Annotated in this window: 11 protein-coding genes; 1 reads left to right on the top strand and 10 read right to left on the bottom strand. The window is 38.3% G+C overall.

What is annotated here, in order from left to right:
* Window positions 1-128: 128 nt before the first annotated feature.
* The 8 genes from WA338_RS14625 to tamL form a co-directional block, all read right to left on the bottom strand.
* Complete coding sequence (locus WA338_RS14625) at window positions 129-1328, bottom strand: glutamate-5-semialdehyde dehydrogenase (RefSeq protein ID WP_273016451.1); 1200 nt, start codon at window positions 1326-1328, stop codon at window positions 129-131.
* 53 nt (window positions 1329-1381) lie between these two features.
* The gene (gene proB / locus WA338_RS14620) at window positions 1382-2152 is read right to left on the bottom strand and encodes a glutamate 5-kinase (protein ID WP_072984438.1); all 771 of its coding nucleotides are present in this window, start codon (window positions 2150-2152) and stop codon (window positions 1382-1384) included.
* Window positions 2153-2156: 4 nt separating this feature from the next.
* Complete coding sequence (gene proC, locus WA338_RS14615) at window positions 2157-2963, bottom strand: pyrroline-5-carboxylate reductase (protein WP_336093870.1); 807 nt, start codon at window positions 2961-2963, stop codon at window positions 2157-2159.
* A 381-nt stretch (window positions 2964-3344) separates the two neighbouring features.
* Window positions 3345-5570 carry a polyribonucleotide nucleotidyltransferase gene (locus tag WA338_RS14610; RefSeq protein ID WP_273016448.1) on the bottom strand — a complete coding sequence of 742 codons (2226 nt, stop codon included), beginning with the start codon at window positions 5568-5570 and terminating at the stop codon, window positions 3345-3347.
* Between the two features lie 259 nt (window positions 5571-5829).
* A complete protein-coding gene (gene rpsO, locus WA338_RS14605; protein WP_009779345.1) occupies window positions 5830-6099 on the bottom strand; it encodes a 30S ribosomal protein S15 in 270 nt (89 codons plus the stop codon).
* A gap of 96 nt (window positions 6100-6195) precedes the next feature.
* On the bottom strand, window positions 6196-7053 hold the full coding sequence (accD, locus tag WA338_RS14600) for an acetyl-CoA carboxylase, carboxyltransferase subunit beta (RefSeq protein WP_009779346.1): 858 nt from the start codon (window positions 7051-7053) through the stop codon (window positions 6196-6198).
* 127 nt (window positions 7054-7180) lie between these two features.
* Window positions 7181-8248, bottom strand: coding sequence for a class II fructose-bisphosphate aldolase (fbaA, locus tag WA338_RS14595; protein ID WP_009779347.1), 1068 nt, complete (start codon window positions 8246-8248; stop codon window positions 7181-7183).
* Between the two features lie 68 nt (window positions 8249-8316).
* The gene (gene tamL / locus WA338_RS14590; protein ID WP_009779348.1) at window positions 8317-10911 is read right to left on the bottom strand and encodes a translocation and assembly module lipoprotein TamL; all 2595 of its coding nucleotides are present in this window, start codon (window positions 10909-10911) and stop codon (window positions 8317-8319) included.
* A 5-nt stretch (window positions 10912-10916) separates the two neighbouring features.
* Here tamL and WA338_RS14585 point away from each other — a divergent pair, with 5 nt between their 5' ends.
* Window positions 10917-11630 carry a TrmH family RNA methyltransferase gene (locus tag WA338_RS14585; RefSeq protein ID WP_009779349.1) on the top strand — a complete coding sequence of 238 codons (714 nt, stop codon included), beginning with the start codon at window positions 10917-10919 and terminating at the stop codon, window positions 11628-11630.
* A gap of 50 nt (window positions 11631-11680) precedes the next feature.
* Here WA338_RS14585 and WA338_RS14580 read toward each other — a convergent pair whose 3' ends face one another.
* Window positions 11681-12430 (bottom strand): methyltransferase domain-containing protein, encoded by a 750-nt coding sequence (locus WA338_RS14580; protein WP_009779350.1) that lies wholly within the window; start codon window positions 12428-12430, stop codon window positions 11681-11683.
* Window positions 12430-13131, bottom strand: a complete 702-nt coding sequence (gene porT / locus WA338_RS14575; RefSeq protein ID WP_336093866.1) for a type IX secretion/gliding motility protein PorT/SprT — start codon at window positions 13129-13131, stop codon at window positions 12430-12432. The genes WA338_RS14580 and porT overlap by 1 nt, the downstream gene beginning before the upstream one ends.
* Window positions 13132-13133 lie beyond the last annotated feature (2 nt).

The following is a 13133-nucleotide window of genomic DNA, read 5'->3' as shown; positions in this document are numbered from 1 at the left end:
TAGGAAAACTTTGATTTTTAAAGATTTAAGAGATATCTATTAATTGTATCCAATTTCTACAAAAAACAAAAAAAAGAGGAACTTTTAGTTTAAAAAGTTCCTCTTTTTTTTGTTTGTAAATCAGTCTTTTAGACTCTTACATGCCCATCACCGAATACATAATATTTATTGGTCACCAATTGTTTAAGACCTAAAGGTCCTCTATGGTGTAATTTATCGGTACTAATTGCTAACTCGGCACCAACGCCCATTTGTCCACCATCGGTGAAACGTGTTGATGCATTATGGTAAACTGCAGCAGTATCTATGTTTTCCATAAAGGTTGTAGCAGCTTCTTGATCTGTAGTCATAATAGCGCTTGAGTGTCCTCCACTGTAGGTGTTGATTTTCTTCATCGCTTCATCCATGCTGTCTACTGCACCAAGTACGATTTTCATTGCTAAAAATTCTTCATACCACGTATCTTCATTAGGAATCACGGTATTATCGCTAAGAACTTCTTTTGAAGCTTCGTCTGCTAATACCTCGACACCTTTGGCTTTAAGAATTTGATCTAATTCTTGAATCTTAGCTTCATAATCAGCAATTTTCTTGTCTACCAATACTTTATCTAGCGCGTTACATCCAGATATTTTATCGGTTTTAGCATTGATGATTACTTCAATGGTTTTGGCCCAATCTGCCTTTGGATGTACATATAAAAAGTTATTTCCTCTACCACTTACCAAAACAGCACATTTGGCGTGCTCTTTTACAAAGCCTATCAAGCGCTCACCACCACGGGGAACAATCAAATCTAAAGGTTGATCAGGATTCTTTAAGAACGCCTGAGTTTCTTCACGATTCATTTGTAACATAGTGATCCAAGACTCATCAAGGTCATTCTCGCGTAAAGCTTGCTTCCAGCAGTCTACAAGAACCACATTACTATGATGCGCCTCTTTACCACCTTTAAGCAAAATTTTATTGTTTGCTTTAAAAGCTAGAACTGCAGCTTCAATAGTCACATCAGGACGCGATTCATAAATGATCATAATGGTTCCAAATGGAGCCGTCTTATTGATGATTTTTAAACCGCTATCAAGTGTTGTATTTGAAATTTCTTGACTTACAGGATCTTCTTGATCGCGTACTTCTTTAATCGCCTGAATCATTCCGGCAATTTTTGCATCGTTTACAACCAAACGGTCGTAAAGGGCTTGATCGTCACGATTAAAAGCTTCTAAGTCTTTTTTATTCGCTTCTAAAATTTCGCTTTTTCTAGACTCAATAATATTCATCATTGAATCAAGAACTTTATTTTTTATATCTGAATTGAGTAATTGCATTTTACTTTTTTTCTTTTATTAATTTGAATTGAATGAACTAATCTATTTCAAACTTAAGCTTGAAACTTAGTACCAATTTCTTTGCCTTCCAGAAGGTCGACAATCACATTAGGTTTTTTACCATTAGCAATAAAGCAAGTGATGTCTTTGCGAGCAGTTTCTTTAGCGATTTTAAGCTTAGACTTCATTCCTCCTCGTCCTTCACCTTCAGCTTTATTATTTTCTTGAACGTATTGTTCTACTTTCTGCTCAGGGTGTACTTCCGTCAATTTTTCTGATTCATCATCATCAGGATGCCCTGTGTATAAACCATCAGTATCTGTAAGTAAAATCAATGCATCTGCATTAATTAATTCGGCTACTAGACTTGCGAGCTCATCATTATCAGTAAACATTGACATGGTTAATGAAACCGCATCATCCTCATTTGCGATAGGAATAATACCTTCAGACAAAAGACCTTCATAGCAATTAATCATATTCTCGCGGTGCTTCCCTGGCGCAAAATCACGCTTAGTAGCAAGTAATTGAGCGCAATGCATACCGAAGCTATTAAATAGCGTATAATAGTGACGCATCATACGAGGTTGCCCAACTGAAGAGAATATTTGTCTACGGGTAGAAGCATCTTCATAATTGCATTCTCCTAGGACTTCTTTACCTGCAATTGCAGAACCTGAAGAAACTAAAACAGGCTGGTAACCTTTTTCATAAAGCTCTGCGATTTGTCTCACAAGCTCATGAAGAACAGGCCCAACAATTCTGTTGTTTCTATTGGTCATTACATTAGTTCCAACTTTTATAACTACACGTTTTGTGCTCATAGTTTTATTTTTCTTTACCGAGTTCTGTTGCACGGTCAAATGCTGCATATGCAGCTTCTTTAATTAATTCTTTAACGTTATTATCTTCCATTGAATCTAGTGCTGCACGCGTCGTACCACCTTTTGAAGCAACGCGATCCATCCACTTTTCAGGCGTAAGATTAGATTCATTAAATAGTTTTACAGCGCCTTCAAAGGTTTGTGATACCAATACTTTTGAATCGTTTGGAGAGAAGCCCATTTTTAATGCTGCTTCTAACATAGACTGCATAAAATAAAACACATATGCAGGACCACTACCAGAAATACCAGTAGAAGCATCAATAAATTGCTCTGTTTCTACGTGTATTGACTCACCAGTAGTATCTAAAAGACTTCTAACAGTCAATAATTCCACTCTACTAACCTCTTTAGATTCTGTAAAAGAAGTCACTCCTTTACCTACTTTGGCAGGTAAATTAGGCATAGTACGTATAACTTTTTTTACTCCTAACCCTGCTTGAATGGTATTTATAGTTACACCCGCCATTAATGATACAAAGAGTTGATCTTGGTTTATGTAGGGTTTAATACTGTCAAATAAAGATTGACTGTGGTACGGTTTTACCGCAATAAAAATAACATCAGCTTGTGGCACACATTCTTCAATGCTGTCATAAGCATCAAACTGCGCCATAGTTGATAAAGCTTCTGTTTTTTGAGGTGAGACATCAAAGATCATAAGCTTGCGCTTATTTAAAAATGGGGAGTTTGCCATTCCTTCGGCATAGGTAAGTCCCATATTGCCAGCACCTAATACTAATACTTTCATTAAATAGTTTTTAATTAATTAGTTCGCCCTATTTAGTGCAAGTATCATGCGAGACTCGGAAAATGAGGAAGTATCCTAGAATATTGATAGGAAAAAGCCTGTTAGCGTACACCCTATGAAGCTTAAGAAAGGTTTGCTAACTAAATGTTAAAAAAGCATTGCGGATTTCGCAGTTCCTTTTTGGCAGTTTTTCTGCCAAATGCTGTACATCTGTCAGTTTTATGTCAGTTGTAGTAGGTAATATCCAAATATTATGAATCAAAAAATATTTTTAAAGGAAATAAATTGAATTAAGCAGGAATTTTAATTTTCAGCGATTTGACTCAAAAAACATAAAAAAGGGAGCATTTAGCTCCCTTTTTCAATAAAATCTATCAGAAATTAATCTCTTTTGCGATCTTTATTTCTGTTATCGCGGCCTCTATTGTCGCGAGATCCACGGTCTTTGTTGTCATTATTTCTAGGAGCACGTTCTTTGTAACCTTCAGGTTTTGGCAGAAGTGCTTTACGAGAAACTTTTTCCTTGCGTGTACGAGAATCGATTCCGAAGTATTTTACTTCAAATTCATCTCCCATATTAACCACGTCGCTTACATTCTCAGTACGTTCCCAAGCAAGCTCAGATACGTGAAGAAGTACTTCATTACCCGGAGCAGCAAGATATTCTACGACAGCACCAAAGTCAAGCATCTTGATCACTTTCACTTTATAAGATTCACCAACTTTTGGTTTAAAAGTGATTGAATCTATTTTAGCAAGAACTGCGTTGATACCTTCAGTTCCTGTACCTAGAATTTCAACTATTCCTTCTTCGGTTACTGGATCTTCATTGATTACAATCGTAGTTCCAGTTTCTTTCTGAAGTTCTTGAATTACTTTTCCGCCAGGTCCTATAAGCGCACCAATGTATTCATTAGCAATGCGTGTAGTAACCATTTTAGGAGCGTAATCTTTAACATCCTCACGAGGTTCTGAAATAGTATCGGTAAGGTGATTTAAGATGTGTAAACGTCCGTCACGTGCTTGGTGAAGTGCTTTTACAAGAATCTCATAAGAAAGACCTTTTACCTTAATGTCCATCTGGCAAGCAGTGATACCGTCAGCAGTACCTGTTACTTTAAAGTCCATATCACCTAAGTGATCTTCATCTCCAAGAATATCAGAAAGTACAGCGTATTTACCAGTTTCAACATCAGTGATAAGACCCATTGCGATACCAGAAACTGGTTTCTTAAGTTTTACACCGGCATCCATAATCGCCATGGTACCTGCACAAACAGTTGCCATTGAAGAAGAACCGTTAGATTCTAAAATCTCAGAAACAACACGTACGGTATACGGGCAATCTGCTGGGATCATCCCTTTAAGCGCACGTTGTGCTAAGTTACCGTGACCTACCTCACGACGAGACGTTCCACGAATAGGACGCGCTTCACCGGTTGAGAAAGGAGGGAAGTTGTAGTGTAAATAGAATGTTTCTTCACCTTCGTAAGATGGCATATCAATTTGATTAGCCTCTCTCGAAGTACCTAAAGTTACAGTAGCAAGCGCCTGAGTTTCCCCACGTGTAAAGATCGAAGATCCGTGTACTGATGGTAAATAATCAGTCTCACACCAAATTGGGCGAATCTCAGTAGTCTTACGACCATCAAGACGTAAACCTTCATTTAAGGTAAGATCGCGTACCGCAGCCTTTTCAGCCTTGTAGAAATATTTAGAGATCAAATCTCCAAACGCTTCCAGGTCTTCTTCTGAGAAGGTTCCTTTTACTTCTTCTTTAATGGCGTCAAAAGCAGTGCTTCGCTCGTGTTTAGAAGAACCAGCTTTGGCTACTTCATACACTTTGTCATACGTTAAATCGTAAACTTTTTTCTCAAGTTCTGCGTCTTCAACTTCTGGTTCGTACTCACGGGTTGGTTTTTTACCAAAAGCTTCCGCAAGACGAATTTGAGCCTCACACTGAACTTTAATAGCCTCGTGAGCAGCTTTGATGGCTTCGGTCATTTCTTCTTCAGAAATTTCGTCCATCTCACCTTCAACCATCATTACAGAGTCAGCCGAAGCACCAATAACCATATCGATGTCAGATTCTGCTAACTGTGCGCGAGAAGGGTTGATGATAAATTCACCGTTTACACGACCTACACGTACTTCAGAAATCGCACATTCAAATGGGAAATCTGAAAGTTGAATCGCTGCAGAAGCTGCAAGACCCGCCATAGCATCAGGCATCACTTCGTCATCATGAGACATCAACTGAATCATAACTTGTGTTTCTGCGTGATAATCTTTTGGGAACAATGGGCGAAGTACACGGTCTACAAGACGCATCGTTAATACTTCACCATCACTTGGACGTGCTTCTCTTTTGAAGAAACCACCAGGATAGCGGCCGGCAGCAGCAAATTTTTCACGATAATCTACCGTTAACGGAAGAAAATCAACATCACTTTGCTTGTAGTTTGAAACTACGGTACAAAGCAACATACATTTACCGGATTGAACAACAACAGAACCATGTGCCTGTTTTGCTAATTTTCCGGTTTCGATAGAGATCTCTCTACCATCACCAAGGTCAATGACCTCTTTGAAAGTCTTTGGAATCATATTTTGATTTTTCATCTGTATCCTACATCGAGGATACTGTTAAACATAAGCTGCAAACCAAAAAGGTTAGCGGCAAGGTCGTTGTGTTGTTGTGTGTAGTGTTTGACCAATGAAAAACCTAAGGATAGCTTTCTTTGCCCTTTCGGGACTTAACCAAAAATATGGTTTTTATTTTTACTGAAGCTTCAAATGTTAGTCTGAAACAAACAGATTTTAAAAATAAAAGGGACTGAAAAACAGCCCCTTTTATAAATAAGAATTATTTTCTTAAACCTAATTCTTTAACGATAGCACGATATCTATTGATATCTTTCTTAGTTAAATAGTCAAGTAATGCTCTACGCTTACCAACTAATTTTACTAGAGAACGCTCTGTGTTAAAGTCTTTGCGGTTCTTTTTCAAGTGTCCCGTTAAGTGGTTGATGCGATGTGTAAACAACGCAATCTGTCCTTCCGCAGATCCGGTATCGTTTTTGTCTTTACCGAACTTGCTGAAAATTTCATCTTTCTTTTCTTGAGTAAGATACATGCCAATATTATTTAAATAGTTTTTATGTATTCAACGAGGCTATCTCGTTGAGCCGGCAAAGATACAATTAATTTATCAATCTTAACCTAACTTTTTTTAATTGCGAATTGCCTGATTAAGAATCAAGTCTATATAAAGATTGATGTTCTTTTTAAGTTCTTTACGGTGTGAGATGAAATCTAAGAATCCGTGCTCTTTTAAGAACTCTGCAGTTTGAAAATCTTCTGGCAATTCTTGACCGGTTGTATCGCGAACTACACGTGGTCCTGCAAAACCAATTAAAGCTCCAGGCTCAGAAATATTAATATCTCCTAACATTGCAAATGAAGCTGTTGTTCCACCGGTTGTAGGATCTGTGCATAATGAGATATATGGAATTTTTGCTTCGGCAAGTTGCGCCAATTTAGCAGAAGTTTTTGCCAATTGCATCAAGGATAGTGCAGCTTCCATCATACGTGCACCACCAGACTTTGATATAATTACTAGTGGTACGTTGTGTTTAAGCGAGTAATCTGCGGCACGCGCGATTTTCTCACCTACTACAGAACCCATAGAACCACCGATGAATTTAAAATCCATTGCGGCAACAACAAGGTCTTTACCCATACTCTTACCTACAGCAGTACGTACAGCGTCTTTTAAGCCTGTTTTTGACTCGGCATCTTTTAAACGATCAACATACTTCTTGGTGTCTTCAAAATTTAAAGGATCTTTAGAAGTGAGGTTTTTATCTAACTCTTTGTATTTATTATCGTCAAAAAGTATTGAGAAATATTCATTACTACCAATTCTTACGTGGTAATCATCTTCCGGGCTTACATAAAAGTTTTTTGCAAGCTCTTCTGCGTCAATAATTTTACCGGTAGGAGATTTGTACCAAAGTCCTTTAGGTACATCTTTTTTATTTTCGGTAGCAGTTTGTATTCCTTTTTCTTTCCGTTTAAACCAAGCCATAATTTGTGCTTTTTAGTTTTTAAGCTTTAGGGGTTGCCTCGTAAAATTAAGAGGCTGTTTTTAAAGGTTGAAAAACCTCAGAATATAAATCCTGAGGTTTTAAAATTTCTTTTTCGCGGATGCGAAATTACAAAGTATTTACGTTATTCAAATCTTCAAACGCTTTTTCTAATCGCGCAACAAAAGATTCTTCACCTTTACGTAACCAAACGCGTGGGTCGTAAAACTTCTTATTTGGGCTATCTTCTCCGGTTGGGTTACCTATTTGTGTTTGAAGATAGTCTGCATTTGCATCAAAATATTCACGAATTCCTTCAGTAAAGGCCCACTGTAAATCGGTGTCGATGTTCATTTTGATAACACCGTAGCTAATACCTTCACGAATCTCTTCTACAGTAGAACCACTTCCTCCGTGGAATACGAAGTCGATATGATTTTCTTCAACACCATATTTTTCTGTGATATATTCCTGAGAGTTCTTAAGAATTTTTGGAGTCAATTTTACGTTACCAGGTTTGTAAACCCCGTGAACGTTACCAAAAGCCGCAGCGATAGTGAACTGGTCGCTTACTTTGCTCAACTCTTCATATGCATAAGCAACTTCTTCTGGCTGTGTATATAGTTTAGAAACGTCAACATCAGAGTTGTCTACACCATCTTCTTCACCACCGGTGATACCAAGTTCGATCTCAAGAGTCATTTCCATTTTACTCATACGCTCAAGATACTTTTTACAAAGCTCAATGTTCTCTTCGATTGGTTCTTCACTCAAATCGATCATATGAGAGCTGAAAAGAGAATGACCGTGTTCTTTATAATATTCTTCTGAAGCGTCTAGAAGTCCGTCAATCCAAGGTAAAAGTTTTTTAGCACAGTGGTCTGTATGTAAGATTACAGTTGCACCATAGCGCTTTGCTAATTCATGAACGTGTTTTGCTCCTGCAATTGCTCCTGCAACTGCTGCTTGTTGATTGTCATTAGAATATCCTTTTCCTGCATTAAACTGGGCTCCTCCGTTAGAAAATTGAAGAATAACAGGCGCATTTAATTTTGCAGCGGTCTCTAAAACACCATTAATAGTGTTAGAACCAATAACGTTTACTGCCGGTAGGGCATAACCGTTTTCTTTTGCATGTTTAAAAATAGCCTGAACTTCTTTTCCGGTAGCAACTCCAGGTTTGATACTATGACTCATAGGTTGTTGTTTACTTAGTTAAAGGGCATAAAATTAATAAATAATTGGGGTTTAACCAGCTTATTTGATTAGAAAGGATAGTTAATACCCACATTGTAGACGGCATTGGCAAAATTTGTGTTTTTAAACCAGCGTTCGCCATTGGGTAAAGCAGGATCATAGGTTTTAAAACCTACATCAAACCGCAATACAAAAAAGCTAAAATCATAGCGTAGACCAAAACCGGTTCCTACCGCAATATCCTCTAAACTTTGGAAGCCTGTAAAGGTAGCTTGTGGGTCTTCTACATTATCTAGAGCATTCCAGATATTTCCAACATCTGTAAAAATGGCACCCTTTAAATCGCCCAGAAAGGTAAAGCGCTGTTCTAAATTAAAAGCAAGCTTCATGTTTGCTTCGTTAAAGTCGTTTGGGCTGTCTGTGCTACCAGGTCCTAATCTATAGGCCTGCCAAGCGCGGTTATCGTTAGAGCCACCACCAAAGAAACTGCGTATGAATGGAATACTATTGGAGTTTCCGTATGGGATCGCGATTCCGCCGTAGGCTCTAAAAGCAAGAATATTATCACTGCCAAAATCCCAATGCTTTATAAAATCCAATTCGGTTTTTACATATTGAGAAAATGTTACCCCTAGAATTCTTGACGAACCGTTCTCATTCTCTTCAAGTCCGATCAAATTACTTATCGCACTCAGGGTGTTTCCTGCAACTTCGAGCTTGGCTCTAAAACTGGTGAATTCATCATCAAAAAGATTGTCTCGGGTATTTTTATAATAGGTAAAACTCGAGGCGAGTATCAGGTTATCTTCAGTCAATCTTTGACGGCGTTCTTCAATATTCACGACATCATTAAACTCGGTTGTGGTGACGCCAATTGTTCGGTTTTGTACTTCATTAATAAATCCAAGTGCGCCATCAGGTATCGAGAGGTTGCCCGCATCATTATAATAAGAACCCGCTTGAGCCGGATAGTTTAAAGCGATAGCGTTCAACTCATCGTACGAATTCTCATAGACATTGAAATAATTAGGGATGTTTAGATTCCGAATATATTGAATGTCAAAAAGGTCAAAACGGTAATTTAAATTTGCTGAAGGTGTCCATTTGTAATTGATGCCGCCGGTGATGTTTTGCTTGTCAAGACCTATGTTTTGTTGAATTCCTATACCGGTAGTAAAACTTGTAGAAGGGGACATTTCTGGAGCGATAAAACCGGTGCGAATAGGAAAAAAGATACGCGGAATTGTTAAGCTGATATCTGCGCCAATTTCAGTAATATCAAAAAGCTCTGGGCTGTTACTGCCCGCAGCAGTCCTGGAATCACCTATACTCGCCCGTCCAGAAATTTGCAAGGTTTCCATTCCGCCAAGAACGTTACGTATGCGTAAAGAACCTCCACCTGCTATCCCGAAGGTTTGAATATTTGAGGTAGAAACATCAAAATCTGCTCTCAAATTGAATTTAGGCAGGGGCGTAAGCAGAATATTTGCAACAAGATCAGTTCCGTCGGGATCATCGGGATCTTCAGAAAACCGAAGGTCAGGATATCTAAAAGTTCCTAGTTGACTCAGGCGTATTAATGTTTGATTGCGGGACTCATCGCTATACGTTTCGCCCGGCTCAATAAAAATAGCGTCTATAAGACGTTTGGGTTTGTATCTGATCTTATCATAAGCATATAGATAATGATCATCACGTTCTAAACTGTCTGTAAAGGTATCGTTGCGCAGGGAATAACCATAATCTGTAGTGACTTTTACCTTGCTTATTTTATGCACTTGTAGAGGGAGTTCATAAACCGAATCACGCCCGCGTATTTCGCGGTTTCTGATGTTTAGCTCTAAATTTACCCGATGATTGGTATTAACCGAATCGCCTACAAAACTGATGAACTCCTGATCAAAATGAAACAAACCGTTATTACGCATCAATTCGGTAATACGGCTGGTTTCTGCATTGATGTCTAGCAGTTCATATTGTGCTCCGTTTTTTATAAACGCGTTTTCTTTGTGTGCTTGATAGATTGAATCTGCTGCTGGGGATTTGATAAATGTTTTTACAGAATCAATGATATAGGGTCTCTTAGTGTCAACTGCATAAACTATTTTTCCGCGTTTGTTGGCGCTGTCTTTTTCTATCGTATAGGTTGTTTCGGCATTAAACCATCCTTTACTGTTGTAGTATTCTGTGAGTCGTTCTGCTGAGCGCTTCGTGAGATTCTCAGTAATTATGGCAGGTTCTTCTCCAAAATCGCGCAGCACTTCATTAAACCCCAATTTAAATTTTATGTATTGGTCAAGTTGTTTGCGAGATAGAATGCTTGTCCAAAAATTTAAAGTACGTTGATTATTGTCATTAAGTTTGGCTTGAAGAATGGAATCTAGATTGGGTCGCGCCCAATTGTAAATGTATAACCGCGTAGGTGTGCCCAGCAAAGGCACTTTGCTGTTGGGCTGTAAATAAGGAATATTGTTGATGTTGTATTCTGTATTTACTTCGCCATTGACTACGATTTCATTTTCGGTTAATAAAAGTCGGCCTTCGGGTACTCGCTTTACCGCATCACAAGCTGCCAGGGTAGACAGTAGTATGATAATTAATCCTATTTTTGCGGAAAGTTTTTGCAAGGGCTTTTTTATAAAAATAACTTCAAAAATACACATTAGACGTGGTTAGCAAAAGCCAAATAAAATTAATAACGAGTCTGGCTCAAAAAAAGTACCGACAGCAAAACGCTTTGTTTGTTGTAGAGGGAATTAAAGGAATACGCGAATTTCTAGATTCGAGCTACGTATTACACAGTCTTTATGCGCTTGAAGGTGTTTTTGAAGATCAGGATACAACTGAGGTTTCACCTGCAGAACTCAAAAAAATATCGTTTTTAAAAACACCACAAAAGGCTTTGGCGCTTTTTGAAATCCCAAAACAGCGTTTAGAAATAAAATCGGGCTTTCAGTTGGTACTTGATGAGGTGCGTGACCCGGGAAACTTAGGTACTTTGATAAGGCTTTGCGACTGGTATGGTATTGAGCATCTTATTTGTTCTGAACAGACGGTAGATTGTTTTAATCCTAAAGTGGTGCAAGCGACGATGGGATCATTAACACGTGTAAACCTTGTGTATACCGATTTAGAAACTTATTTGTCAAAACAAAAGCTTCCGGTTTACGGCGCGTTTATGGATGGAGAAAATGTTTACCGCTCCCAATTGCCAGAGGAAGCGATTTTGGTTTTAGGTAACGAGGCTAATGGAGTTTCGGCGGCAGTTTCAGAAAAAATTCAGCAAAAAATAAGCATACCCCAATTTGGTTCAAGCACTACCGAAAGCCTTAATGTAGCCATTGCCGGAGCTATTTTAGTAAGCGAATTTAAACGCGGTTAGATTTTCTCGATCGTCGATATTAAATGTTCTGAGACTTACCTCAGGAAAATTTATTTGATCGCGCAAATACGTAAGCGCTTGTAGTCTGCATAATAATGACCGTCTTGAAATAGCGCCTCATGCACATTTTCCTGAACTTCTTTTCTAATAGCGTCTGCCTCATGCTCAGGAATGTCTGTGAAGTAGTGTTTAGCAAACATTTTGAGCCAATCGATAATGCCTGTTTCAGGATCTTTCAATTTAGTAGGGCGCTCGTATAAATGCGCAAAAGTTACCTGAAAGCCCGATTTTTCAAGAAAATAGCAGTAGGTTCCCAATTTAGGAAAGTACCAATTGATCGTTCTGGATTGCTTAAAATAACCTTTTTCTTCTAAAACTCTACTCAAAGCTTTGATAATGGTGTCGATATTTCCTGCGCCTCCCATTTCTAAAAGTAATCTTCCGCCGATTTTTAGATTGCTGTACATCGCAGAGATTGCTGCTTCAGGGTTTAAAATCCAATGCAGGGTTGCATTACTAAATATCGCATCGTAGCGTTCTTGATCTATAAAACTTTCTCCGCGAGCGGTTATAAATTCAATGTTTTTAAACTGCGCTTTTGCTGCATCAATCATCTCTTGAGAAGCATCAATACCTACAAGTTGCGCTCCGCTTTCGGCAATAGCAGCAGTGAGTTCACCAGTACCACAACCCAGATCAAGTATGCGTTCGTCTTTTTGCGGATTAAGCATACTAATGAGGTCTTTCCCGTAGTTAAAGACAAAGCCGTGTTTTTCTCTATATAAATCTGCTTCCCACATTATTGAAAGGTAAAGTTTAAAAATATACCGCGAGATTGCATGGTTTCAATATTTGAAGTGTATAAACTGTTTGGGTTTTCATCCCTAACCAGTTCATCTGTCAATGCAAAAACACCGCGTATACTTGGTGAAAATTTGAAATAAGGTAAATATAAGTCAATACCAAATCCTACCTCATAGTAAAAGGTATTGTTGGTCATTCTAAATTGTCCCGAACTGTTGTCATCGGGATTTTTCTCATTACTCGATAAGTTGTGCGAGTAACTAAAACCGCCCACAACAAATGGTTTGAAGTTATTAAGTCGCTTGGTTGAAAATTTTAATAATAAAGGGAAGTGTATATAGGTCGAATTGAGTTCGCGAATTCTATCATTTTCTTCTCCCGGAATATCAAGATAAAACAGTGTTCGTGCATTGTAAACCAAACCGGGTTCCAGGCGTAAATCTAAAAATTCATTAATACGTTTGTTCCCAAGCAGTCCTACATTGAAACCGTAGTTTTGCTCAACAAAAATATCAGGCCTAGCTTCTTTATAATCAAAATTGAAGTCGTACCGATTGATGCCAAAATAGTATCCCCAACTCCATGGTTTTTTGTCAAAATTCTCATCATTAAGAATGCGCTCCCGAGTCAAAAATTGCGCTTGCGCTGTTGATGCTGTGAGTATTAATAAAAAGACAAAAACCGGTAGTTTGTGCATAG

It is taken from the genome of Leeuwenhoekiella sp. CH_XMU1409-2 (assembly GCF_037029365.1).
Lineage (GTDB): Bacteria > Bacteroidota > Bacteroidia > Flavobacteriales > Flavobacteriaceae > Leeuwenhoekiella > Leeuwenhoekiella blandensis.
This window is presented reverse-complemented; position numbering and strand designations above follow the sequence as displayed.

Excerpts from the sequence above, each read along its gene's own strand:
- WA338_RS14625 (WP_273016451.1), bottom strand. The coding sequence starts at position 1,328 with ATGCAATTACTCAATTCAGATATAAAAAATAAAGTTCTTGATTCAATG.
- proB (WP_072984438.1), bottom strand. The coding sequence starts at position 2,152 with ATGAGCACAAAACGTGTAGTTATAAAAGTTGGAACTAATGTAATGACC.
- proC (WP_336093870.1), bottom strand. The coding sequence starts at position 2,963 with ATGAAAGTATTAGTATTAGGTGCTGGCAATATGGGACTTACCTATGCC.
- WA338_RS14610 (WP_273016448.1), bottom strand. The coding sequence starts at position 5,570 with ATGATTCCAAAGACTTTCAAAGAGGTCATTGACCTTGGTGATGGTAGA.
- rpsO (WP_009779345.1), bottom strand. The coding sequence starts at position 6,099 with ATGTATCTTACTCAAGAAAAGAAAGATGAAATTTTCAGCAAGTTCGGT.
- accD (WP_009779346.1), bottom strand. The coding sequence starts at position 7,053 with ATGGCTTGGTTTAAACGGAAAGAAAAAGGAATACAAACTGCTACCGAA.
- fbaA (WP_009779347.1), bottom strand. The coding sequence starts at position 8,248 with ATGAGTCATAGTATCAAACCTGGAGTTGCTACCGGAAAAGAAGTTCAG.
- tamL (WP_009779348.1), bottom strand. The coding sequence starts at position 10,911 with ATGTGTATTTTTGAAGTTATTTTTATAAAAAAGCCCTTGCAAAAACTT.
- WA338_RS14580 (WP_009779350.1), bottom strand. The coding sequence starts at position 12,430 with ATGTGGGAAGCAGATTTATATAGAGAAAAACACGGCTTTGTCTTTAAC.
- porT (WP_336093866.1), bottom strand. The coding sequence starts at position 13,131 with ATGCACAAACTACCGGTTTTTGTCTTTTTATTAATACTCACAGCATCA.